This is a genomic window from Adhaeribacter sp. (assembly GCF_057359045.1).
On sequence record NZ_JBMQUD010000087.1, the window covers coordinates 12,585 to 33,063 of the forward strand.

Sequence of the window (20,479 nt, forward strand, 5' to 3'; positions counted from 1 at the left end):
ACCGGACAGCCTTGCGCCCACCGGCTATATTTTAACTACTTTGGTGTTGCCACCTTTGGCCAATGTAACATCTACCGGCTGATTCGTTTTCCAGGAGCCCGAGGTAAAATCCGGAATATCTACGGAGTTTGACCGGTTTTTTACTGATTTTTCGCTCAAAGGGCCAATTACACTCCAGGAGGCAGCATCGTATACGTCCATATCCAAGGGCAGGCCATTCCGCAAACAATCTATCAGGCGCCAATCCATTAAGAAATCCATGCCACCGTGGCCACCTACCTGCTTCGCCATTTCGCCAATCTTTGCTACAATGGGTGGTTTAAACCGCTCTTCCAAGGCATTAAATTCGGCGTCGGAAAGCCAACCTTCGTGGCTGGTGGCAATCCGGCCCGGTAATGGATACTTTTGGGCAGCTCCTTTGGTACCGCTTAATAAATGAATACGCGAATACGGGCGCGGTGAGGTAACATCGTGCTGCAACATAATGGTGCGGCCTTTACTCGTCCGGATGGTGGTGGTATTCATATTGCCCCGGAAAGACTTATCTGCAAATTCCTGGTAAAATTTATCTTTAGCCGCCAGTTCTTTGGCCAGGGGAGCCATCATAAAATCGTTGCTAGCCACCGACACCAAGTAATCCATTTTATCGCCGCGGTTAATATTCATGGCCTGCGCCACGGGGCCTAACCCGTGCGTAGGATATAAATTGCCATTGCGCATGTTTTGCTTTAAACGCCACATATTAGAATATTTCGTTTTCGAGAAATTGCCTTCTAATAAATCGTGGATATAAGCACCTTCGCCGTGTATAATTTCGCCGAAGAAACCTTGCCGCGCCATGTTTAAGGTGAGGAGTTCAAAAAAATCGTAACAGCAATTTTCCAGAATCATGCAGTGCCGGCGGGTGCTTTCAGAAGTTTCTACCAACTGCCAGCATTCTTCTACGGTTACGGCAACCGGTACTTCTGAGGCGGCGTGCTTGCCGCTTTTCATGGCAAATACCGCCATGGGTGTATGCAGGTGCCAGGGTGTGGCAATATAAATTAAATCAACATCTTTTCGCTCGCATACTTTTTTCCACTCGTTTTCATCCCCGCTGTATAAAGTAGGTTTATGCGGGGTATTTTCCAGCCGTTTACGGGCAGCTTCTACTTTTTCCGGGCGCAAATCGCATAAAGCTACAATCTCCACGCCTTCAATTTTGCTCATGCGGGTAACAGCGGCCGGTCCGCGATTACCTAAACCAATAAAGCCTATCCGGACTTTATCTAAGCGGGGCGCGGCGTAGCCGCACATATTAAACCGTTGCCGGGCGGCTTGTAAATTTTGGGTAGTGGTGCCAGAATTTACGTTGGCTAAAGCCGGAGTAGCGCAGCCAGCTAATATACCCGCACCCGCCAAACCCGATAATTTTAGAAACTCTCTCCGATTATTCTTCATGATGCTTTGCCTTTATAGTTAAAGTAATTGAGCCGATAAAATATTTACTACCAGCACTTTGCTGTATCATTTTACAAAGCCAAGCACCCGTTATACCAAACCTACCGATAATAAGAGACAATTTAGAGTGTTTGGGCTATTAAAAGTGCGAGAACGTTTCCGAGAACGTTTCCGAGTTGCAACCGCTTTATCTTGCCGTTTTTTGCTCCAAAACTTTACCTGTTACTATTATTTTGTGGCTATTGACTTAATATTTAATTAAGCAGCCCGGCAAATTTTAATATCCTGCCGAATTAAATCCAAGCCATAGATAAAGCAAAGAGGTACAAGTTTTATAACTTTAACCGCCGAAAAGAATTACTTAAGAGATGTTTATAGATATAGAAATATCTGCTTCTTGGATAGGCATTGATAATTGGATAGGATTTTTTTTAAGTATAACTAATCAGGCTGGACTTTGATTATAGCGGTAATAGGTTGTAGAAAGGTTAACCCTGTAATTCTAAAATTTATTTTTTAATAAAATAAAAAGCGGTTTAGTAAGGGGGATAAAACGAACTGTCCAATAAACAAGAACAAAAAAAGTGCGAATTTTGTGCGTTTCTGATGCGTATGGTGCATTTTTTGTGTTTTTTGGCCTTGCGTCCTAATGAAAACGATTTGTCCAAAAGTTCGGTTTGCTTCCATTTTGCTTCCATCTTTTACGCCATTTGCTTCCATTGTGGCGCTTTTAATTCTATTGACCGGTACAATGTAACTAAATATTGCTAAAACCCTTGTAAATAGCCTTAATAAAGCTTTTACAAGTTGATTATTCTAATTTTCTATGCCCTGTTTAATGCCGCTAGTGCTGGTTTTAAACAGGGCTTTTTTATGCCTATAAATAGCGTTTAAAAAGTTGGGTATACAGTTGGGTATACAGTTGGGTATACAAATATATGTGAATTAAATACACATACAATAGGGTTTAGTGATTTAAAAACACAATAAAAGAGCAAATAAATTAGGATTGGGTACCCTTTAGGACAATAAGATATTAATTAACTTCTGGTATAAGGCGCTGATTTATATTAGATTAGTTCTAATTGTGAGATAATGCGCTTAAAAAAGTTATGTGTGCAGGAATATTCAGGCTTTTAATTTACTCCAGGCGAATAACGCCTACAACCAAAGCTATACTGGTAATTTCATTCCAGGGAATATCAAAAGGATCGTAATCTTTGTTATCGCTAACGGCAGTAACCAAGTCTTTATCAGGGCCTTTGCGCAGTCTTTTTATTAAAATACCCTGTTCTTTGGTGGCAATTACGTGTACTTTATTCCATTGAATAAATGTGCGCTCTTTTAATATACGGCAGGCTACTACATCGCCACTGTTATATTTAGGGTACATGCTGCTACCCTTTACACGGATCATAAAATCTATATTCTCGAAGTCAGGTACCACGTATCTTTCTTGTATGTCCTTTTCCTCTATACTGAATTTATGATTAGCTAAACCGGCAATTGCTTCTGCGCCTACCAAGGGTACACCATCCTTCTGGATGAATAAAAAAGGGGTAAAAGGCTCTTCTAAAGTAGGATTATCTAGTTTAGGCACTGGGTAATTAGCTGGTTTTGTATCTGTATTCAGTGGAAGTTCCTTATTAACTAAGTCGTCTATACTCACTTTAAAATGGGTAGCAATTCTAACAAGTATACCGATTTTGGGCTCTGCTCCCCGCTCATAAGAAGCAATATTATCCCGGTTTAAACCCAGAAGCTTACCAAGTTCTTCCTGACTAAGCCCGGCCTCGGTTCTCAGATATTTAATATTTGCGCTAATTGCTACCATTGTGTTTTTTATTCACAAATAAATTTTGAAATGTGAATCTAATTCACATTATTTGCGTAAGTATTTACAAATGTAATCAATTACAAATGACAGCACTAGAAACCAAAGTAAAATACGGGGAAAATCTCGTGTGGAGAGGTAGAGTAGCAATGTCCGGGCGATCTGTAACACAATTGGCTAAAGCCATTGGGGTTAGCCGGCAAACCCTAAGTGAAACCATTAACGGGCATTACAAAGGGGCTAATGTTATCCCGAAGCTCGAACAAGAGCTTAATAAGTAACCAAGTATCACTCCCAAATTTCCCAAATCCTATGCCGTACGAGTGGAATAACATACTGGTAGTTACAAAAGAAGAGTTGGTACCCATCTGGTACACCTGGAACAATTTAAAAACAACATTACAACGCTACCACGATAAGCCGTACGGTATGAAACGAGTGCAACTAGGTGGTAATGGCCGGCAGCTTCTTATTTCTTTTGATAGCCTGCCGGCCCACATTCAGAATGCTTTAGGCGATCCGCGCAAAGTGGGCCATATTCTGGAAAAATTTTACCACGTAGATGGGGAGGCTGTACGGTTTTACGCGGCTTACCAGTTTGCGGATGGCACCTACCTGGATGCCGAATACCAGGAACGCTATATAACCAATGCCAGCGTATTAAAAGCCATACTGGAGCTACGCGCTGCCCGCGAAACCGAGCGCCGAACCAAAGGCGGTAGCCTGGTGGGAATAACGGCCACGCTTTGCGCCGATGCTATTAGTTTTAACCGCACTTTAAAGGCAAAACACGGTGTTACCCATACGCTGCCCGAAAGTGATAAGCGGTTTAAAGAAGCTTTAAAAGCTTTTGAAAGCACCGGTTATAGCAGCCTGGTTTCGGCCAAACACAAAAACAGTAATTCGCGAAAAGTTACCGATAATACCCTGGCTTTGTTAAACAGCATGTTTGGCAAAGATAAAACCAAGCCTACCGCCACCGAAGTGCACCGCTCTTATGATGCGTTTTTGGGCGGCTACCTGGAAGTAATAAACAGCGCCACCGGTGAACTGTATAACCCCAAAGAATTTAAAAAGCTAAGTGCGGTTACGGTTACCAATTACATGGCCCAGTGGGGTAACAAAATTGGCACGTATGCGGCCCGCTCTGGCGACCGCCAAAAGCTGATGCAATTATTTAAGCCTTACCACAGCTTAGATAAACCCAAATACGCAGGTAGTATTATTTCGATTGATGATAGGCAGCCGCCTTTCCAAAGTACCGATGGGCGGCGCATTTGGTTTTATAACGGCATAGACCTGGGCAGCGAAGCTTTTACCTGCTGGGTTTATGGCCGCGACAAAGAAGGCTTAATTGTAGAGTTTTACCGCCAATTGGTCCGGAATTACGCGGCCTGGGGTATGAACCTGCCGGCTGAACTGGAGGCCGAAATGAGCTTAAACAGTTCTTTTGTTTCTTCTTTCCTGCGCGAAGGCGCTATGTTCCAGCATGTACGCATCGAGGCCAATAACGCCCGTGGTAAGCGCATAGAAGCTTATTTTAAGCCGCTCCGCTACGGCCTGGAGAAAAAGCGCGAAGGCTGGTTAGCCCGGCCGTTTGCCCGGTCGGAAAGTAACCAGGCCGGCTCCGAAAAAGTACCTACGTTGCCTTATTCCGAAATTGTAGAAGGTTGTTTGCAGGATATAGAAACCTGGAATAACATGCCGCATAGCCAGCACCCGCACCTGAGCCGGTGGGAGGTTTTTTGCGAAATGCAAAACCCCAATTTAAAGCCCACCAATTACCAAAGCTTTTTGCCTTACATCGGTTACAAAACCAGTACCAGTTGCAATGTGGGTATTATACGGTTGCAGCGCAGAGAGTTTTTGTTAGGCGATGCTGGCCAGGTTTGCACCGGCGATAAGCTGATAAACCTAATGAAGCAGGTAGAAGGCCAGGAAATTGATATTTACTGGCTCGACGACAACGAAGGCCAGGTGTTAAAAGCGCTGATTTTCCAGGGTACCCAATACATCTGCGAAGCCGTGGCCAAACCAACCTACAACCGGGCCCGCATTGAGCAAACCTCGCAAGATTTAGCTAACCGCGAAATAATGAGCAAGTACGTGGCCACCATAGAGGGTTATGCCCGCCGCCAAAAAGCCGCCCTGGAGCCGCTTACCCTTATCGAAAACAAACCAGCGGTAAAGAAAACTTTTGTTATGCCGGGGTTACGCCAGGCCGTGGAAGTGGCCAGTGTGCAGGAGCCCGAAATTTTAGAAGAAGCCCCGGAAATAGACAGCTTCGAGCTACCGGCACAAAGCTTTGTACGGTCCATTAAAGACAGATTTTAACCTGAAAAATAAAATACGATGGAAGATTACGACATAAACGATGGTGAATGCCCAAAATGCGGGCACAATGTTATCCATAGTCGCCCCTGTGCAAGTTTTTGCGATGAAGGTTGGTTCGATGAATATGATGATGATCCTATTAATTTTTATCAGGGTGAAGAGGAGGTTCCTTGTTCAGAATGCAAAGGTACAGGGGTAGAAACCTGGTGCCCCAAGTGTGGTGCAAACCTGTCGGGTAAAGATGTAATTTCTGATTGGGAAGATTATTCAAATAACGAACATCTGCAAAATTAAGCCCTATGCTAATAACAAAATACTTAGTCGTAAGCTCTACCGGTGGTACCAAGCTTACTACCAACCCGCCCAGTTTAGAAAGCAACGAGATTGTAATACATCTAAAATTAAATATTCCAAATACGCTTTTTAAACGCCCGCAATTATCGGCAACCATTAATATCGACGAAAACAGGGTACAACAGCAGGAAGTTACCGCCGAGCTTTTAAGCGAATTAGAAGCAATGGCCTCGCAACAATTAGGTATTAGCTTAACCATAGTACCCCCAACCCAACAAACAGAACAAACAAATCAATAGAAAATGGCAAAGCTTTATTTCAAGACAAAAAAGCCCTTACAAGGCTACGTGGATTACTCCGGAGAGGCTGGTTTTCAAACAAAAGTAGGTGAAAGAAATTTCTTAAGCCAAGATAAACAGAGTGAGGTGCTAGACATAATCAATACTGATTTTAGGGTTGTCTTGCTAAAACTTAATGAACTAGGCTTTGATATGACAACTGCTAGATTTTCAATAAACTCAAAATAATCAATAAAAAATGGCTGTAGTTCCCGCTACAGCCACCTAAAATAATCTATTATCCTATGCTACAGATAACAAACGAATTTAAGACAAAAGTGGTTGCCGCCCTAATTGAAGTGCGCAAAAATTTTGATGGCAGCGATAGCGCCTTTGCCAAACAATGGAGCATTAACAATGCTGTTTTTAGCCGGCTGAAAAGCGGCGAATTAGAAGGTTTGCTGCGCGATGCCCAATGGTTGAACCTGGGCCGCGAACTGGGTGTGAGCCTTGCTGAGCGCAAATGGAAAATGGCCCGAACCGATGTTTTTACCACCATCGAAGAAGATATAATTTTCTGCCAACAACATTCTAAAGGCAAAATTTGTGTAGATGATTGCGGCATCGGTAAAACTTACTCTGCCAAATACCTGGCCCGTACCCGAAGAAATTGCTTTTACGTTGATGCCAGCCAGGCCAAAACCAAGCAGCTCTTTATCCGCCTAATTGCTAAAACAATTGGGGTCGATCATAATGGAAAATACGCCGAAGTATTAGCCAACATAAAATACTACTTAGAATTTCTTCATTCGCTGGATAAACCCATTTTAATTATTGATGAAGCCGGCGATTTGGATTATCCCGCTTTTCTGGAACTAAAAGAGCTTTGGAATGCGACTGAAAATATTTGTGGCTGGTACCTGATGGGAGCCGAAGGCTTGCGCGAAAAAATTGATAAGGGCATCCGGAATAAAAAAGTTGGTTACCGCGAAATCTTTAGCCGCTATTCTGAGCGCTATACCACCACTGTTCCCACCGACCGGCAAGAGCGCATAAACTTTTACCGCAAGCTTATTAGCGATGTGCTTACGGTAAACATGCCCGATAAAAGCAAGCTAGATACCATTGTAAAACGCTGCCTTACCCAAGACAGCAGCGGCCAAATTGGGGGGTTACGCCGGGCCGAAAGTTTGTTAATCTTAAATAGCTAAAGCTATGCAGCAGCTAATTATAAATATTAACCAGTTGGCCAAATACCAAAGCCCCGACACTCCCAAAGGCTGGTTTTTTCCGGCTAATTACCGGAAGGCGCATTACTTCTTAGGCATCGAATCTGTTTGCGGCAAGGTGTTGCTTTTTAGGCCAGATTTAGATGATAACAACCACAATAGCACCGACAATTGCGCCAAATGCCGGGAAATACGGCAAAATATTGAAGCAGCCATAGCCTGGCTACAGAAAGGAAAGCAACATGAATAGAACACTGAGTATAAAAAACCTTTACGATAAAAAACATAAAACCTTCGCCTTTAATGGCGAGTGGTTGCCCATAATGGGCGAACCCGAAAAGCACGGGGCCTGGATTATTTGGGGAGCCGAAAAGAATGGTAAAACCTGGTTTGCTTTAAAACTGGCCGATTACTTAAGCAACTTTGAAAAAGTGCTGTATATCTCGGCCGAAGAAGGTACCGGCAAAGCTTTTGTAGATGCTTGTGCCCGTGCCCAAATACAGCCCAATAAAAGAGGCTTAAACTTTTTGGAGTACGAACCCCTGGAAGAATTAAGCGCCTACCTGAGCAAGCGCAAATCGGCTCGCATCGTGTTTGTAGATAACATTACCATTTATGCCGATGAACTTAAAAACGGTGCCTTCCGGGCATTGTTAAAAGCGCACCCCGATTGCCTTTTTATTTTTCTGGCCCACGAAGAACGGGGCGAACCCTATACCGCCACCGCTAAACTTTGCCGCAAACTGGCAAAAATAATTGTACACGTAGAGGGCCTGGCCTGCACCGTAAGTGGCCGCTGCCCCGGAGGTAAAATAATTATAAACGAAGAAAAAGCAGCTTTATACCATGGGCAAAACGAATAAAAAACAGAAGGTGCCGCACGTGCGCGAAGTATCGCTGATGATGCAAACCATGAAAGCGCTCATTTGCGACCGCATTCACTGGACCGAAGAACAGTTTAATTTATTTCAGTTCGAAACCGGGTGCGCTTTTTTAGAAGAAGCTACCCACTTGACGGAACGTGACCGCCAATTGCTTACCCACCACAGCGGTATGTATTGGGGCTGGTGGCGCAACCAGTGGTTTAGCCGCGATGTGCAGGCCTACGATGAAATATTATTAACCGAAGCCATTTACGAGAGGCTGAACGCTCCCGAAAACCTGCTGCAAAACGAGTTGCTGGTTAAAAGCTTCTGGAGCCGCCTGGAGGTAATGCTCATGGATGGCGAATCTGTATTACAAGCCAAAATAATAGAAAATGGAAACGAACCAGATAGAATTTGAGGCTATGCTACGCATTGTAGCCCAAGAATTTAAAATACGCACCTACGATATGTTAGGAGATAATCGCCGCCGCCCTTTTGTAGAGGCCCGCAGTATAGTTTATCAGCTCCTACGAAACCAGGATTATAATTATAGTCAAATAGCACAACTGTTTAACCGCGACCGCAGCACCATAATATACAACCTTAAACAACTGGATGCCTGGCTAAAATACGATAAACCCTTTAAAATAAAATATGAACTGTGTAAACAAAAAGTATATGAACTCGCAAAAATCTAAAGATAAAACTTTAAAGATTACCAAAGCGGGTAATCTCTGTTTAACCTTAACCCGGGTGCAGTTCGAAGATTTATTGCTACTGCTGGATAAAGTACACAAATACGTTGCCGGTTGCATTTACGAAAACCGGCAGCTTAACCTGGTTACCGCCGAGGCCCGCGCCGGCCTGGCCCTGCTCGATACCCTTTACACCAATTTACCCCACCTGGTAATAGATAACCAGTGGCGCTTACAATTTACCCTTACCGAAGCCTACGTTTTCTGGACCATTGTAAAACGTGCCGAGCACGAAGTTAATTTTTCGATGCCGCCCGGCTTAATAGAACCCCTTAACAAGCTTTACCAAAAATTAATTTAAAAACCATTTCTAAACCTTTTAAAACGCTTTTTTTATGACAATTGCAAAATCCAAAGTAGCCAAAGTTACCGCGCTTCAAAAAGCCCAGCAAGACATGTATAATTATGCTGCTTTAGCCGCCCGTAAGGTCGAAATTGAGCAGGATAAAAAAACCAGGATTGCGGCCATACACGAAGAACATGCCCAGGAGCTGGAGGCGCTGGAGCCACAGCTAACCAAGCTGGAGGCGGAGCTTAATATTTTCGCCGAAAATAACACCCACGAATTTAAAGGTAAGAAAACCCTTAAGCTGGAGGCCGGCACCATTGGCTGGCGCTTAGATATGGGTAAACTTATTTTTAAGCCCGAAACCGATTTAGATGCTTTTAAAAAGCTTATTAAAAAACAGCTACCCGATGCCATAGAGGAAAAAGTAGATTCTAAAAAAGTAATAAGTGGTTGCAAGCTTATTGGTAAGCTGCCGGTAGAATTAGAAAAGCTGGGTATTACCGTGGAGCAAAAAGATAATTTTTTTGTAACACCAGCTAAAGCCTAAAAAAAAGCCGGCAGTGGTTGGTACCCGCTGCCGGTTTAATAAATATAAAAAACAGTAAAACAATTACAAAGATGGAAAAATTACATCAAGAATTAATGCGAGTGTTTGATAATATGGTAGCGCCGCTTTCTCAACAAGACTATAAAGAATTTCTGGAAATTGTAATTTCAGATTTAGAAGGGCGGCTGGAGTGTGTGAACGAAGAATTAGAAGGGGAATAGACATGGAAAATATTCAGCAACAAAATAGTTCCCCATTAAGAGAATTAGCCCAAAAAGTGGCTGAAATGCGGGAGGCACAAAATCAATATTACAGTAGCCGGAGTAGTTCGGCTTTAACTATAGCAAATGCCCGCGAAGAAAAAGTAGATAAGCTGGTGGCCGAAGTTTTAGCCGGTTGTAAACAAGTAGAATTATTTCAATAGAAGCTATGGTATTAGGATTTAAACCGCGATTTAAAGAGCCTATTCTGGCCGGTACAAAGAAGTTTTCTATTCGCAGGGGTCAGCGTTGGCGGGCCGGTATGACCATCCACATGGCCACCGGTACCCGCACTAAAAATTACGACCAGTTTAACAAAGGTATGCCTCATTTAAGCAAGTGCATCCGCACTCAAAATATAAATCTACATTTTGAATTTAAAGGCGGTGTGAAAAAATTAGTTGTTTTTGTTGACGGTAAATTTCTTGATTACAATTTATTGGCGACCCTAGCAAAATTAGATGGTTTTAAAGATTTGGCTGATTTTAAAGCCTATTGGGAAGAAGAAGAACCTTTGGAAGGTGGGCAAATTATTCATTGGACAGATTTTTACTTTTAGCCTATGAAAAGATACGTGTTAACTGATGATAGATTTACTGGCAGCATAACTTTGGGGTATTCGGATGAAGGTAATCTAGTGCTTTACGATAACAACACCGACATACCGGAACACGCAGTCGCTTGGATGGTTGAACCAGTTACGCCCGAGCGTTTTCCACGGCATGAAAGCCAAATAGCTCTATTTGCTCAAAAAGCCAAGTGCAAAATAGAAGAACTACCCGAAGATTTAAGCTTTGATGTTTTCTGGAACAAATACAACAAAAAGATAAATAAAAAGCGCTGCGAACCCATGTGGGAGCGCCTGAGCGATGCCAAAAAGCTAAAGGTGCTCAATAGCATTGATGCTTATAAATCTTACCTCCAACGTACCGGTTTTCGTGCCCAGGCAGACCCGGAAAATTACCTGAAAAAAGATTTTTATGATAACGACTGGAGCCGCTTAAACAAGTAATAAATGTATTTCGCTGAGCAATTAACCCCACTAGATATTGTTTTTTCGCCGATTTATCAGAATGTTTTTAAGCATAAGCCTTTAGAATGGTATTTCACGAATGACCCGGATATTTTAGCCTACGATGTTATAGATGAGTTTATGGATTCAAAAGCTTATAATAGTCAGAAGGAAAATGCGGAAAGAATGATTAATGATTTAAGAAGACATTTGGTAAAGCTTATAATAGAAAAGAAGGAAAGAGAAAAGCAGTTAACCCTAATAACGACAGACACTAGTGAGCCATTTAGGGAAAAAGTTTTGCAAGAATTAAAAGATAAATTTCCTCTTGCTTTTAGAAGAAGGTTTAAAAAAACACGAAATAGGTATGGCTTTATTCAGGCAACACTGGACCTTACAAAGTTAAAACCGGTTCGCCCTTTAATAGAAACCATGGATTTCTCAGATTCAGTAAACAATCCTTTAATGTTTATTTAAAAATGAAATACATTTCTTCTAAGCAAGTTGGCCTGGTAAGCACCTTGCTGCACAAAGCCGGTTTAAAAGAAACCCGCCAGGACGTAGCCAAAGTTTATTCTGAGGGCCGCACCGAGCACATTAGCGAATTGTACCAGCCCGAAGCTTTTAAGTTAATTACCTGGTTACAAAAGCAAGCCGGCCAGGAGCCCACCCAAACCAAACGGGGCAACATGATTCGGTTAATCTACAGCAAATGCCGCGAAATGCACTGGGTAAAAGATGGTAATGTAGATATGGCGCATTTAAACAATTTTTGCCTTACGCGCACCAAGTTTAAAAAGCCATTTGCCGAATTTACGGATACCGAATTGCAGGGCCTGGTTACGGTAATTAAAAAAGTAAGTAATGATTTTTTAAAGGGTATTTAATTTATATTTAAAACAAAAACTAAAGATAAAGATGGGACTATTTGATTCATTAAAAACAACTGAGGCCAAAGCGCATAAAGCTTTTGAGGCATTGCTTTTACCAGGTGAAGAAATTCAAGAAATGGCCTGGGGTGCTTCTTCCATAGATTCTATGGTATTAACCAATAAAAGGTTAATAATTAAAGACAACGAATTTGATTGGGGCGATTCGAAAGCCGCCATTTTTAGTGTGGCACCCTCTAAAATTACTTCTATTAGTATAACCTCTGATACTGCCAGGGTAATAAATAAACACCGGGTTGGAATACACGTAGGCGGGCAAATGATTAAGCTTACATACTATAAAAAAGAAGAAGCCGAAGCCGCACACCGAACATTAAGTAACTTGTTATATTCATAAAAAAAGCCCCGCTAACAACGGGGCTTTTTTATTGTATAATTTTTTTGTAATATTTGGAACCTTTAATGTATATTTGGTTGCTATTAATCCTATATGCGCGGCCTGCAAACACTTTACACCAATTTATTACCACAGTCTGTAAAAATAGAATCTACCCGTAAAGGTCAAAGAAATGTACACCTTTCGCGGCGCGATGATGCTTTGGCTTATAGGTATTATTTTCACGCTCAAATATTGCGGCGGCGTTACGATGATTGCCTGGCCAGTTTGGAAGAAGAATTTTTTATTACTTCTTTGGTTATTGTACAACGCCTTAACGACCGCCAACCCTTATTAAAAGAACTGGTAGCTAAAAAAACAGATACCACTACCCTTAAAAAAGCCTTTCCGCAATTTTCCTGGCAATCTAATTAGGCACATCCGTTAATTTCAATTCCAGCTCCGGGCGGGCAACGTTGCTTACCGACACAGCTACGGCGGTAAAATCGGTGAAGCCGGCAGCATACCGCAAGGGCCTTACCCGGAGGGTATCTTCCCGGCGTTCGGTTACCGCTTTTTTCCGGCTCAGGGGCGTAAAGTACTGCGAATCGCACCAGCCGTGTAAAGCATTGTTAATGCGGTGCTCCAGGTTATAAAACTCCAAAGCCAATTCTTTATGGTGCTGCGAAAGCACATGCGAAGCCTGGGTATAAGCCGTTACGGCTAACCGCACTTCCAGTATAAACTCACATAGTTGGATATTTTCGCCGGTATCGCTGTAATCAGCATCGACAAAATCTAAGAGCACGCACGGGAATGATACGGGCGGCTTTCCCTGGTAAAATTCCAATTGGCCCCAATCCTGATCAATCCATCTAATTTCGGGTACCTTGGCGTGGATGCGCTCCTGTACAATTAAGAAAATGTTGGCTAAAATGCTATTCATTAGTGACGGACATTAGTAATGGTTTTTGCCCAGCTTGGTAAATTTTCGCGTTCGCGGTAGCTAAAAGTTTGGCTTTTCTCTTTTTCGCGCATTTCTAAGCAATACTCGCAGTAAAAATAATTAACAATCACGGCTTTGATACCATGGTAGGTAGCTTCTTCGGTATAACTTTCAGATTTATACATTACAAAGCGGTGTTTGCACACATCTGTTATTGAAGACATTAGCTTTAAGTGTTTAAGATTTTTAAAATGTCGCGTTCTAGTTCGCGGGTGATGGCGTTATTCATAACCGGGCTTTCGGAGCCCTCATAAGGGGCAAACTGCCGCTGCGGCATGGTTATATTTAAGCTGCGGGTGTGGGCTCTTACTTTGCTTATGCCGGTTTGGGTTTTAACCCATTTTTCTTTGCGGGCTCCGGGTGCCGATACTTCGTCGCGTATAAAGCGGCGGCGCTCGTGGGCTTTTACCTGTGCGTTGCCGGTAATGGTACCACCCCGGTTATGGATGCCAGCATATTTTAAGTTGCTATAAAACTTAACCGCTCCGGGCCCAGCGTTGGCGTGGTTCATGCTCCGGCGCAAAGCCCCGGTTTTTATTAAAATGGTACCATTACGGTTATTCTTTTTCCAGGCCACAAAGCTAGCACCTTGCCAACCCTGTGCCCGGAAATTCCCATCTATAAACCGGTACACTTTGGCGGTTACCATTACCGGGGCCTGGTTGGTAATGTAGTTGTTTATTTGGCTAACCTGCTTTTGGCTGAGCCGTATAAAATCTTGACTATTCAATTTATTTGAAGTAAATTTGTAAGGAACATAATAAGTAATAAACCGTTGAGCGCTGGGGGGCCTAATCATCCTACCTGGCACCGCTACAACGGTTTATTTTTTGTACTTCAGGATACCCCGCCGCATATTATTTAAAGCTTTTTCATTAAGCTTACCACCCTTTTGTACTTCGTAAAGCGTTACGGCTCTTGTTTCTTCTACTCCTAAAATAATCGGGTAATTCTGGTAATATTTAATGTAAGTAGTTTGTAGTTTGCCTCTTTCCCGATTTGCCCAAACCTCATCCGGATTTTTAACCACTTCCATTAACTGCGGTAAAAAGCGGTGCCGCTTATCCTGGTTTTCTTCCAGAACATGGTTCCGGAACTGATTAGAAAAGTTAATTTCTATACCATCTACACTTTTCAGGTTAAAAGCCGCCCGGTTTTCGCCGGCTATGTTTCGCCACCAGGTATAAGCCGCTTCTTTGTCGGGTAGCGGGGTGTAAACGGGTAAATCTTCCATGTCGTAAATGGTGGCCACCGATTTGAGATTATAGTTTTTAACAGCATCCAGCTCCTTGGGCACTGCCTTAAAATATGGGTGCCCATCGGCGAAAACTACTTTATCAAGGCCGGCATTATTTTTAAAGTAAGGCTTTATATTGGCTGCTTTTACTTTGGCCAGTAGTTGCGCTTGCTCGGTTGGTGCATCGGTGCTGGCACCTGGTACCACGTTGCAACGACAACCAAAATCGAAGGGAGGCCACAGGGTAGATAATATAGTATCGCCTTTTTTAATGATTAACCCATCTAAAGCGGCATGTTCCGGCCTTACGCGATGGTCGCCGGCTGTTCTTATTTCTAAAGTGCCAAAGTTTTTAAGGCTTTCCCATTTCTCCGCCATTTGGGCATTAGCTACCGCGTTCTTTTGCTCTGCCTCCAGGTGTGGTATGCTTTTAATTTCGTGCTTTTCGGCTACGGCTTTTTTAAATTGCTCGAAGCTGCGTAACTCATTTTTTTCGTCGGTCAGCAGGGCGCGGTATTCCTGGAGCGCGGCTAAAGATTTTGCTCCGGAGAAAGCATAAATATTCTGGTCGAGGTAAGCTTTTAAAGTATTGCGGTAGTCGTCGGCGCCAAAGGTGGTACCGTTTAAACCTTCGGCTACGCTTTGGCTTAACTTTTTAGCCACGTAGTTATAATAACCAGCATCAATCTGGCCGGCCACTAAAGCACCCTTGTAAATGGCCTCCAGCATTTGGGTTATTACGCTTTCGGCTTCCGGGTCGGTATTATCAGCCAGGGTTACCAGGTCGGCACAGCCACAGGCGTGATACAGGTTTTCAACTTGTTCCGTTAGCCCCACATTAAGTGGGGCTACCCGAAAAAACCCGTAATACGCTTAATAAAGCTGGCTGATGCTTCTTCTATTTTACTTGCTATTTCTTCGCCATCTGCACTTAGGTTAGCGGGCTTTGCTTTTTTAGGCGCTTTATTGTTGGGCACTGGCGGTGCCGGTTGTTGGGCGGCCAGTTCGGCGGCTTTTTGCTTTTCGGCTTTTTGCTTATCGTAATCGGCCGGTTTGGGCATGTCGTATTCCTTATAAAAGAAGTTATCATCATAAGGGAGGTTTAAATCTCTAACTAAAGAAACGTGCATTTTCAACCGGTTTTCCTTAGGTACTTTTTCTTCGCCTTCGCCTTTAATCTTAAATTTTCCTCCCTGGGTTTTAACACCGTTGGCTTCAAGTTTTTTCAGCCAGTATTTATTTAGAATACGGCGCACAAATTTGCGGTCGGATTTCTGAATATCAGCTTCGGTTTCGGCGTGGGTCTGGCTCTGGGCGTAGCCGGAGCTTTTGCTGCTCTCGGTGGTTTCGGTCTGGCCCAAAATAAGCTTACTTAATTCTTTGTTGCAGGCATCAATCAGGAAATTATATACCCGGCCGTCAGCGTTATTTTTATTTTCCAGAAATTCAATATCGGCCCCCTGCGGGATAACTACGTAACCGGCGCTACCCATATTTTCCAGGGCTTCTTCCAACTTAACGCGCTGGCTTTCGTCAAATCCATCGTATTTGCCTTTCCTAAAGGGCATCCCGAATATTTCGGCAAACTGGGACCAGTCGCCAAAGCCGCCCCGCTTGTAAATAACATATTGTGCAGCCGAAAGCAATAAACCTAAATCTTTTGGTTTTCCTACCTCCATTATGGTGCTCAAATAAAGACCTTCCCGAATGTTAATACCATTGTCGCCGGTTTGTTCAAAAGCCACTATGCCTAAGTGTGGCCGGTAGTGTTTGCGGGGTATTAAATGGCAATTAAACCCATCAGGAGTAAAGCTGGTAAACTCCAGAATTGAGTAACCCCATATTTTAGAATTTAATATTTCAGTTACTGTTTCTTCAAATTCAGGAGTATCTATTAAATCGTTTACCGAATCAATAATTTCACCATCTTTATTTACGAACTGCCATTCAGCATTTGTAACTGCCATTATCCGTTTGGCCACTACTGATTGCAAATGCCCATCCAGCATTAAATCTGTATATAAGTCGTACAACTCCACGAAGCGCGGCACAGTGGCTTCGGCGGCTTGCATGGCCCGCCGCCAGCTGCCAATATCCTGGGTTTTGCGGTTAGTGGGCCGCACGACAATGTTTTGCACCATTACGGTGGGTGCCGTATTGTTTTGATTAGCCGGTTTGGGGGTGGCTTTATGCTTTTTCATAAAATATTAATAATGGCTTTGGCGGCGGGGATTGCTGCCGTACTGGAAATAACTTCTTTTTTCTTCGGGGGCTAAAAGTGGCCACTCGCGGGGTACTGCTTTACCCATCTGGATTTTATTTAACCAGGCAATAGCGGCCTGGTACCGGTCCTTGCGGGATTCGTAATCTATGTTGGGGTTGGCTAAAACAATGAAGTGCCAAACCGCCATATCTTTAATGTACATTAGCAAAATGGCATCCCGGTCGGTTTCCTCTTTCGCAAATAGCACCTCGTAATCGTACCTGGTCAGGTAGCTTTTGGCTTCGGCAATGGCGGCATTTATGGCGGCTTCCACTACGGTATCATCGTTTTCGCTAATGGCATCCATAATAGCGCCGTAAATGTGGGTATTAAGTTCCTCGGGGGTTAAAAACATAATTAAAATCTTTTGGAATGAGGCCGCCGTTTGCCCAATAGCAGGTTAGCGGCGTGGTTTACGATTTTGCTGTTAATGACGAAAACGGCACCTTCCACGGCATCGGGTCCATCATCATGGGCGCGACTGGTGGGCGATAAAGCTTTAAACTGGGCTTCCATAGCTTTCATGTGGGCGCTGTCTTTCAGGGCTTCGTTAAACCATAATTTTTCGAGGCGGTTCAGTGGCTCCAGTGAACTTTCGATGCGGTGAAACTTTTCGGGCTTTACCCGTTCATCGGCTTTTAAAGGGAGCGTTACACCGTGCCGTTTGTTGGCGGCTTGCAGCTCCAGCTTAAACATATCATCAATACTGGGCCACTCTATGTAGCAGTAAAGTGGTACCCGGTTATCAACAAACTTACTTAGCTCATAAAACCAATCCAGCATGTTAGCGGTAGTGGTTTGGGCGCAACGCACCTGTAAGGCGTGGTATTCATCTTTATATTTGCCTATGAGTGGAATGGCTTTAAAGTCGTTCTTTTTACCGGCTTTATAGCTGGGGTCGCAGTAAGCCACCAGAAACTTATAATCTTTAATTGGCTGCATTTTTTTGTAATGCAGTGCCGGAAAAACCTTGCCTTGGGTAATTGGGTTGTTAAAATATTCGCCTTGCTGGGTGGCGTAGCTGATAACGCTTAAAACCCGGTCTATATCGGCTTCTGAGTTTTTAGTAGGCCAGGAAGACTTACCATTTTTATCCCGAATATTTACCACATCATTATGATCGGCCATTTCAATGGCTTTGGTAATGCAGCAATATTCGGCAATGATGTTACCGCAAAAGATAACCAGCAAAGGCTGCGAAATAGAGCGGGTACCAAAGGCAGCGCTTTCGAGCCACTTCCATTTTTTATCTACCGTATCGGGGTTGCGGCAATCTTCATCGGTATCAAAATCATCTACCAAAACCACATCGGGCCGCACTTCTTCTTTGCGGGTACCCCTGGGGCTGGTGCCGTAACCAATCGCCCGGAAAGCAAAGCCCTGGCGGGTGGTAAACTCCCCATCGGCCCAATCGCCGTATTTTTCCTGGGTGCCGTAATCGTTTATAATACGCTGGTTATTTTCCAGTACAATTTTATAGGGAGCCAATAACCGGGCGGCATTTTCCCAGCTATTGCTTATCATAAGCACGTAGCGCTTTTTACCGGTTAAGCCCAGGTACAGCACTTCCAGCATGGTGCGGGTACTTTTGGCTAGCTCCCGGCTCCAGGCCCGTACTTCGTACCACTCCGGGTTATTCAAAACCCGTTTGGTAGCTTTCTTATGAAAATCGGCCGGCTCGGCGTAAGCGTAATTCGGAAAGTAGTAAACAAACCATTCTTCGGGGTGGGCTTCCAGGCGCTTAATACGTTTTTCTTTGGCTACGGCATTTTCTGTAAAATCTACGATGGTAGCTTTTTTTATGGCTTCGGCAAATTCTTCCCATTCGCCTAGCGCTTTCCGGTCTGCTACTTTCACTTAAGCAAAGTTTTAATATAACCGTCTAGCAACTTGGTAATTTCCTGCGCTTTGGGCAGGTCGAGCGCGCGCAACCAGGAAATAAAGCCTTTACCAACCTGGATTACACCGGCCACATTAGTATCCGTTTCGAGCGTACGAATAGCAGCGGTAAGCTTAACTAGGGTATCGGCTTCTTTTGAATCGGCGTAGCGCTGGCCTTTGGGCTTATTCGTAATAGCGGCGTTTAATTCGGCCAGTTGGTCGTAGAGCCGGCCCAGTTCTTCGCCTTTGGTTAGGATTAAGGAAGTTTTGAGTTTTTCCCAGTCTTCTTCTTTAATCCACTTACCAATGGTTTTTTCTGACACGCCTACGCGGCTAGCCAACTCCTTTTGGGTGGTAATATTTTCTTTGGTAAAAAGCAGCTTGGCTAGCTCCTTTTTTTGCTGAATTGTAAGATTTTCTGCCATAACTAAGGCAAAAATGCACCTTTAATATATAGAGGTTTCAGGCACATTTTACAACCTAGCAGTTACTGTTATTATAACATACAAAAGGAGTTAGGTAAAAAAAAGTGCGTTTTCCGGGGCCGTTTGGGTGGGTTATGTTTGTACCGTTACAACCAGAAAAAGTTACAAAAACCAGATGCCCAAGAGCTCTAAACGCTTTATCCTTTCTACCAGCCAACTAAACTGCTACGGCTTCCGCCTCCTTACTGAGGGGGCGGACTTGGCGGACTTTAAGAATAACCCGGTTATGCTCTGGATGCACATGCGGGCTTGGAAAGGTACCAAGGATGAAGTATTACCGCTGGGTTATTGGGATGATCTGAAAATAGAAGGCGACGAAATTAGCGGTGTGCCTTTTTTTGATGATAATGATGCCTTTGCCATGAGCATCTACCATAAGGTAGAAAACGGCACCCTACGCACTTGCAGTTCTGGCGCGGTACCGCTGGCTTTTAGCGAAGAAGAAAAATACCTGGTACCTGGTCAAACTCGCGCCACGGTTACTAAATGGAAAATGAAAGAAGCCAGCATAACCGATATACCGGGTAATCCGGGTGCCTTGGCGGTGGCCCTTTACGACCAGGATAATAACTTAATCAAGCTTTCGGATAACTCCAGCCTTAACAACCTACTCCCTGAAATAAATTTAAATTCTAAAATGAAACAAATTCAATTAAGCGCACCGGCTTTAGCTGCTAAACTGAGCCTGACAGAGAATGCCACCGATGTTGAGTTTTTAACCGCTATTGATAACCTGGTTAAGCTTAATGGTGATTTAGTCACCGAAAAACAAAACCTGACCACCCTTAATGGTGAGTTGACAACTAAGGTAACTGACCTGGAAACGGCGGCTAAAACAAAGGATATTGAAATATATCTAAGCCAGGCAGAAACGGCCCGCAAGATTACCAAAGGGCAAATTCCGCATTATACCGCTTTGGCGCTGGTAAATTTTGAGCACGTTAAAAATTTAATTGATGCTATGCCGGCTACACCAACCGTAACCGCTACCCTGGCCGCCAATACCGGCAAATCCGGCGAAGACCTGGCCGATAAAACCTGGGATGAATTGCACCAGGGAGGTAAGCTGGAGAAACTAAAAGCCGATAACCCTGAAATGTTTAAGCTGAAGTACAAAGAGAAATTCGGCCGCGAACCCAAAAACTAATTTTTAATTTCCTTTTAAACATCTTTTAAAAACCCTGAAAAAGCCTCTTTAAAATT

31 protein-coding genes are annotated in these 20,479 nt (G+C 43.5%); 21 read left to right on the plus strand and 10 right to left on the minus strand.

What is annotated here, in order from left to right:
- Positions 1 to 24: 24 nt before the first annotated feature.
- Positions 25 to 1,440: a Gfo/Idh/MocA family protein gene (locus ACO1R6_RS13530; protein ID WP_486265392.1), complete on the minus strand. Its 1,416-nt coding sequence runs from the start codon at positions 1,438 to 1,440 to the stop codon at positions 25 to 27.
- A gap of 1,141 nt (positions 1,441 to 2,581) precedes the next feature.
- Positions 2,582 to 3,274, minus strand: coding sequence for an XRE family transcriptional regulator (locus ACO1R6_RS13535; RefSeq protein ID WP_486265393.1), 693 nt, complete (start codon positions 3,272 to 3,274; stop codon positions 2,582 to 2,584).
- An 86-nt stretch (positions 3,275 to 3,360) separates the two neighbouring features.
- Here ACO1R6_RS13535 and ACO1R6_RS13540 point away from each other — a divergent pair, with 86 nt between their 5' ends.
- From ACO1R6_RS13540 to ACO1R6_RS13635, 20 genes are all read left to right on the plus strand, one after another.
- Positions 3,361 to 3,555 carry a helix-turn-helix domain-containing protein gene (locus ACO1R6_RS13540; RefSeq protein WP_486265394.1) on the plus strand — a complete coding sequence of 65 codons (195 nt, stop codon included), beginning with the start codon at positions 3,361 to 3,363 and terminating at the stop codon, positions 3,553 to 3,555.
- Between the two features lie 31 nt (positions 3,556 to 3,586).
- Positions 3,587 to 5,608, plus strand: coding sequence for a hypothetical protein (locus ACO1R6_RS13545; RefSeq protein ID WP_486265395.1), 2,022 nt, complete (start codon positions 3,587 to 3,589; stop codon positions 5,606 to 5,608).
- A gap of 18 nt (positions 5,609 to 5,626) precedes the next feature.
- Positions 5,627 to 5,902, plus strand: a complete 276-nt coding sequence (locus ACO1R6_RS13550) for a hypothetical protein (protein ID WP_486265396.1) — start codon at positions 5,627 to 5,629, stop codon at positions 5,900 to 5,902.
- 5 nt (positions 5,903 to 5,907) lie between these two features.
- Positions 5,908 to 6,201, plus strand: a complete 294-nt coding sequence (locus ACO1R6_RS13555) for a hypothetical protein (protein ID WP_486265397.1) — start codon at positions 5,908 to 5,910, stop codon at positions 6,199 to 6,201.
- Between the two features lie 3 nt (positions 6,202 to 6,204).
- Positions 6,205 to 6,429 (plus strand): hypothetical protein, encoded by a 225-nt coding sequence (locus ACO1R6_RS13560; RefSeq protein WP_486265398.1) that lies wholly within the window; start codon positions 6,205 to 6,207, stop codon positions 6,427 to 6,429.
- A gap of 56 nt (positions 6,430 to 6,485) precedes the next feature.
- A complete protein-coding gene (locus ACO1R6_RS13565; protein WP_486265399.1) occupies positions 6,486 to 7,391 on the plus strand; it encodes an AAA family ATPase in 906 nt (301 codons plus the stop codon).
- 4 nt (positions 7,392 to 7,395) lie between these two features.
- On the plus strand, positions 7,396 to 7,659 hold the full coding sequence (locus tag ACO1R6_RS13570) for a hypothetical protein (protein ID WP_486265400.1): 264 nt from the start codon (positions 7,396 to 7,398) through the stop codon (positions 7,657 to 7,659).
- A complete protein-coding gene (locus tag ACO1R6_RS13575; protein WP_486265401.1) occupies positions 7,652 to 8,272 on the plus strand; it encodes a hypothetical protein in 621 nt (206 codons plus the stop codon). Before ACO1R6_RS13570 ends, ACO1R6_RS13575 begins: the two co-directional genes overlap by 8 nt.
- On the plus strand, positions 8,256 to 8,693 hold the full coding sequence (locus ACO1R6_RS13580) for a hypothetical protein (protein WP_486265402.1): 438 nt from the start codon (positions 8,256 to 8,258) through the stop codon (positions 8,691 to 8,693). Before ACO1R6_RS13575 ends, ACO1R6_RS13580 begins: the two co-directional genes overlap by 17 nt.
- On the plus strand, positions 8,668 to 8,973 hold the full coding sequence (locus ACO1R6_RS13585) for a helix-turn-helix domain-containing protein (RefSeq protein WP_486265403.1): 306 nt from the start codon (positions 8,668 to 8,670) through the stop codon (positions 8,971 to 8,973). The genes ACO1R6_RS13580 and ACO1R6_RS13585 overlap by 26 nt, the downstream gene beginning before the upstream one ends.
- On the plus strand, positions 8,954 to 9,331 hold the full coding sequence (locus tag ACO1R6_RS13590; protein ID WP_486265405.1) for a hypothetical protein: 378 nt from the start codon (positions 8,954 to 8,956) through the stop codon (positions 9,329 to 9,331). The genes ACO1R6_RS13585 and ACO1R6_RS13590 overlap by 20 nt, the downstream gene beginning before the upstream one ends.
- A 34-nt stretch (positions 9,332 to 9,365) precedes the next feature.
- Entirely contained in the window at positions 9,366 to 9,866 is a 501-nt protein-coding gene (locus tag ACO1R6_RS13595; RefSeq protein WP_486265406.1) for a host-nuclease inhibitor Gam family protein, read from the plus strand.
- 71 nt (positions 9,867 to 9,937) lie between these two features.
- On the plus strand, positions 9,938 to 10,087 hold the full coding sequence (locus ACO1R6_RS13600; RefSeq protein WP_486265407.1) for a hypothetical protein: 150 nt from the start codon (positions 9,938 to 9,940) through the stop codon (positions 10,085 to 10,087).
- A 2-nt stretch (positions 10,088 to 10,089) separates the two neighbouring features.
- The gene (locus tag ACO1R6_RS13605; protein ID WP_486265408.1) at positions 10,090 to 10,290 is read left to right on the plus strand and encodes a hypothetical protein; all 201 of its coding nucleotides are present in this window, start codon (positions 10,090 to 10,092) and stop codon (positions 10,288 to 10,290) included.
- Positions 10,291 to 10,295: 5 nt separating this feature from the next.
- Positions 10,296 to 10,685 carry an ASCH domain-containing protein gene (locus tag ACO1R6_RS13610; protein WP_486265409.1) on the plus strand — a complete coding sequence of 130 codons (390 nt, stop codon included), beginning with the start codon at positions 10,296 to 10,298 and terminating at the stop codon, positions 10,683 to 10,685.
- A 3-nt stretch (positions 10,686 to 10,688) separates the two neighbouring features.
- Positions 10,689 to 11,138, plus strand: a complete 450-nt coding sequence (locus ACO1R6_RS13615) for a hypothetical protein (RefSeq protein WP_486265411.1) — start codon at positions 10,689 to 10,691, stop codon at positions 11,136 to 11,138.
- A 3-nt stretch (positions 11,139 to 11,141) separates the two neighbouring features.
- The gene (locus ACO1R6_RS13620) at positions 11,142 to 11,615 is read left to right on the plus strand and encodes a hypothetical protein (RefSeq protein WP_486265413.1); all 474 of its coding nucleotides are present in this window, start codon (positions 11,142 to 11,144) and stop codon (positions 11,613 to 11,615) included.
- A gap of 2 nt (positions 11,616 to 11,617) precedes the next feature.
- On the plus strand, positions 11,618 to 12,025 hold the full coding sequence (locus tag ACO1R6_RS13625; protein WP_486265414.1) for a hypothetical protein: 408 nt from the start codon (positions 11,618 to 11,620) through the stop codon (positions 12,023 to 12,025).
- Between the two features lie 31 nt (positions 12,026 to 12,056).
- Entirely contained in the window at positions 12,057 to 12,425 is a 369-nt protein-coding gene (locus tag ACO1R6_RS13630; RefSeq protein WP_486265416.1) for a hypothetical protein, read from the plus strand.
- Between the two features lie 93 nt (positions 12,426 to 12,518).
- On the plus strand, positions 12,519 to 12,839 hold the full coding sequence (locus tag ACO1R6_RS13635) for a hypothetical protein (RefSeq protein ID WP_486265417.1): 321 nt from the start codon (positions 12,519 to 12,521) through the stop codon (positions 12,837 to 12,839).
- On the opposite strand, the gene ACO1R6_RS13640 is transcribed toward ACO1R6_RS13635, so the two are convergent.
- The 8 genes from ACO1R6_RS13640 to ACO1R6_RS13675 form a co-directional block, all read right to left on the minus strand.
- On the minus strand, positions 12,832 to 13,350 hold the full coding sequence (locus tag ACO1R6_RS13640) for a hypothetical protein (protein WP_486265418.1): 519 nt from the start codon (positions 13,348 to 13,350) through the stop codon (positions 12,832 to 12,834). The genes ACO1R6_RS13635 and ACO1R6_RS13640 overlap by 8 nt on opposite strands.
- Positions 13,350 to 13,574, minus strand: coding sequence for a hypothetical protein (locus tag ACO1R6_RS13645; protein WP_486265419.1), 225 nt, complete (start codon positions 13,572 to 13,574; stop codon positions 13,350 to 13,352). The genes ACO1R6_RS13640 and ACO1R6_RS13645 overlap by 1 nt, the downstream gene beginning before the upstream one ends.
- 5 nt (positions 13,575 to 13,579) lie before the next feature.
- Positions 13,580 to 14,140: a phage virion morphogenesis family protein gene (locus ACO1R6_RS13650; RefSeq protein ID WP_486265420.1), complete on the minus strand. Its 561-nt coding sequence runs from the start codon at positions 14,138 to 14,140 to the stop codon at positions 13,580 to 13,582.
- Between the two features lie 93 nt (positions 14,141 to 14,233).
- Complete coding sequence (locus ACO1R6_RS13655; protein ID WP_486265421.1) at positions 14,234 to 15,484, minus strand: PBECR2 nuclease fold domain-containing protein; 1,251 nt, start codon at positions 15,482 to 15,484, stop codon at positions 14,234 to 14,236.
- An 11-nt stretch (positions 15,485 to 15,495) separates the two neighbouring features.
- Positions 15,496 to 16,848: a phage portal protein family protein gene (locus tag ACO1R6_RS13660; protein WP_486265423.1), complete on the minus strand. Its 1,353-nt coding sequence runs from the start codon at positions 16,846 to 16,848 to the stop codon at positions 15,496 to 15,498.
- Between the two features lie 6 nt (positions 16,849 to 16,854).
- Complete coding sequence (locus ACO1R6_RS13665; RefSeq protein WP_486265425.1) at positions 16,855 to 17,265, minus strand: phage protein Gp36 family protein; 411 nt, start codon at positions 17,263 to 17,265, stop codon at positions 16,855 to 16,857.
- 2 nt (positions 17,266 to 17,267) lie between these two features.
- Positions 17,268 to 18,767, minus strand: a complete 1,500-nt coding sequence (locus ACO1R6_RS13670; protein WP_486265426.1) for a hypothetical protein — start codon at positions 18,765 to 18,767, stop codon at positions 17,268 to 17,270.
- Entirely contained in the window at positions 18,764 to 19,216 is a 453-nt protein-coding gene (locus ACO1R6_RS13675) for a YfeC-like transcriptional regulator (RefSeq protein ID WP_486265427.1), read from the minus strand. The genes ACO1R6_RS13670 and ACO1R6_RS13675 overlap by 4 nt, the downstream gene beginning before the upstream one ends.
- 175 nt (positions 19,217 to 19,391) lie before the next feature.
- On the opposite strand from ACO1R6_RS13675, the gene ACO1R6_RS13680 reads away from it, so the two are divergent.
- Positions 19,392 to 20,423, plus strand: coding sequence for a hypothetical protein (locus ACO1R6_RS13680; protein ID WP_486265428.1), 1,032 nt, complete (start codon positions 19,392 to 19,394; stop codon positions 20,421 to 20,423).
- Positions 20,424 to 20,479 lie beyond the last annotated feature (56 nt).

What these genes read in the sequence shown, in the direction of transcription:
- ACO1R6_RS13675 (WP_486265427.1), bottom strand. Translation starts at nt 19,216, where the DNA reads ATGGCAGAAAATCTTACAATTCAGCAAAAAAAGGAGCTAGCCAAGCTG.
- ACO1R6_RS13600 (WP_486265407.1), top strand. Translation starts at nt 9,938, where the DNA reads ATGGAAAAATTACATCAAGAATTAATGCGAGTGTTTGATAATATGGTA.
- ACO1R6_RS13605 (WP_486265408.1), top strand. Translation starts at nt 10,090, where the DNA reads ATGGAAAATATTCAGCAACAAAATAGTTCCCCATTAAGAGAATTAGCC.
- ACO1R6_RS13550 (WP_486265396.1), top strand. Translation starts at nt 5,627, where the DNA reads ATGGAAGATTACGACATAAACGATGGTGAATGCCCAAAATGCGGGCAC.
- ACO1R6_RS13590 (WP_486265405.1), top strand. Translation starts at nt 8,954, where the DNA reads ATGAACTCGCAAAAATCTAAAGATAAAACTTTAAAGATTACCAAAGCG.
- ACO1R6_RS13625 (WP_486265414.1), top strand. Translation starts at nt 11,618, where the DNA reads ATGAAATACATTTCTTCTAAGCAAGTTGGCCTGGTAAGCACCTTGCTG.
- ACO1R6_RS13660 (WP_486265423.1), bottom strand. Translation starts at nt 16,848, where the DNA reads ATGAAAAAGCATAAAGCCACCCCCAAACCGGCTAATCAAAACAATACG.
- ACO1R6_RS13575 (WP_486265401.1), top strand. Translation starts at nt 7,652, where the DNA reads ATGAATAGAACACTGAGTATAAAAAACCTTTACGATAAAAAACATAAA.
- ACO1R6_RS13635 (WP_486265417.1), top strand. Translation starts at nt 12,519, where the DNA reads ATGCGCGGCCTGCAAACACTTTACACCAATTTATTACCACAGTCTGTA.
- ACO1R6_RS13535 (WP_486265393.1), bottom strand. Translation starts at nt 3,274, where the DNA reads ATGGTAGCAATTAGCGCAAATATTAAATATCTGAGAACCGAGGCCGGG.
- ACO1R6_RS13645 (WP_486265419.1), bottom strand. Translation starts at nt 13,574, where the DNA reads ATGTCTTCAATAACAGATGTGTGCAAACACCGCTTTGTAATGTATAAA.
- ACO1R6_RS13580 (WP_486265402.1), top strand. Translation starts at nt 8,256, where the DNA reads ATGGGCAAAACGAATAAAAAACAGAAGGTGCCGCACGTGCGCGAAGTA.
- ACO1R6_RS13540 (WP_486265394.1), top strand. Translation starts at nt 3,361, where the DNA reads ATGACAGCACTAGAAACCAAAGTAAAATACGGGGAAAATCTCGTGTGG.
- ACO1R6_RS13595 (WP_486265406.1), top strand. Translation starts at nt 9,366, where the DNA reads ATGACAATTGCAAAATCCAAAGTAGCCAAAGTTACCGCGCTTCAAAAA.
- ACO1R6_RS13585 (WP_486265403.1), top strand. Translation starts at nt 8,668, where the DNA reads ATGGAAACGAACCAGATAGAATTTGAGGCTATGCTACGCATTGTAGCC.
- ACO1R6_RS13610 (WP_486265409.1), top strand. Translation starts at nt 10,296, where the DNA reads ATGGTATTAGGATTTAAACCGCGATTTAAAGAGCCTATTCTGGCCGGT.
- ACO1R6_RS13665 (WP_486265425.1), bottom strand. Translation starts at nt 17,265, where the DNA reads ATGTTTTTAACCCCCGAGGAACTTAATACCCACATTTACGGCGCTATT.
- ACO1R6_RS13570 (WP_486265400.1), top strand. Translation starts at nt 7,396, where the DNA reads ATGCAGCAGCTAATTATAAATATTAACCAGTTGGCCAAATACCAAAGC.
- ACO1R6_RS13555 (WP_486265397.1), top strand. Translation starts at nt 5,908, where the DNA reads ATGCTAATAACAAAATACTTAGTCGTAAGCTCTACCGGTGGTACCAAG.
- ACO1R6_RS13620 (WP_486265413.1), top strand. Translation starts at nt 11,142, where the DNA reads ATGTATTTCGCTGAGCAATTAACCCCACTAGATATTGTTTTTTCGCCG.
- ACO1R6_RS13680 (WP_486265428.1), top strand. Translation starts at nt 19,392, where the DNA reads ATGCCCAAGAGCTCTAAACGCTTTATCCTTTCTACCAGCCAACTAAAC.
- ACO1R6_RS13565 (WP_486265399.1), top strand. Translation starts at nt 6,486, where the DNA reads ATGCTACAGATAACAAACGAATTTAAGACAAAAGTGGTTGCCGCCCTA.
- ACO1R6_RS13560 (WP_486265398.1), top strand. Translation starts at nt 6,205, where the DNA reads ATGGCAAAGCTTTATTTCAAGACAAAAAAGCCCTTACAAGGCTACGTG.
- ACO1R6_RS13545 (WP_486265395.1), top strand. Translation starts at nt 3,587, where the DNA reads ATGCCGTACGAGTGGAATAACATACTGGTAGTTACAAAAGAAGAGTTG.
- ACO1R6_RS13630 (WP_486265416.1), top strand. Translation starts at nt 12,057, where the DNA reads ATGGGACTATTTGATTCATTAAAAACAACTGAGGCCAAAGCGCATAAA.
- ACO1R6_RS13530 (WP_486265392.1), bottom strand. Translation starts at nt 1,440, where the DNA reads ATGAAGAATAATCGGAGAGAGTTTCTAAAATTATCGGGTTTGGCGGGT.
- ACO1R6_RS13615 (WP_486265411.1), top strand. Translation starts at nt 10,689, where the DNA reads ATGAAAAGATACGTGTTAACTGATGATAGATTTACTGGCAGCATAACT.
- ACO1R6_RS13640 (WP_486265418.1), bottom strand. Translation starts at nt 13,350, where the DNA reads ATGAATAGCATTTTAGCCAACATTTTCTTAATTGTACAGGAGCGCATC.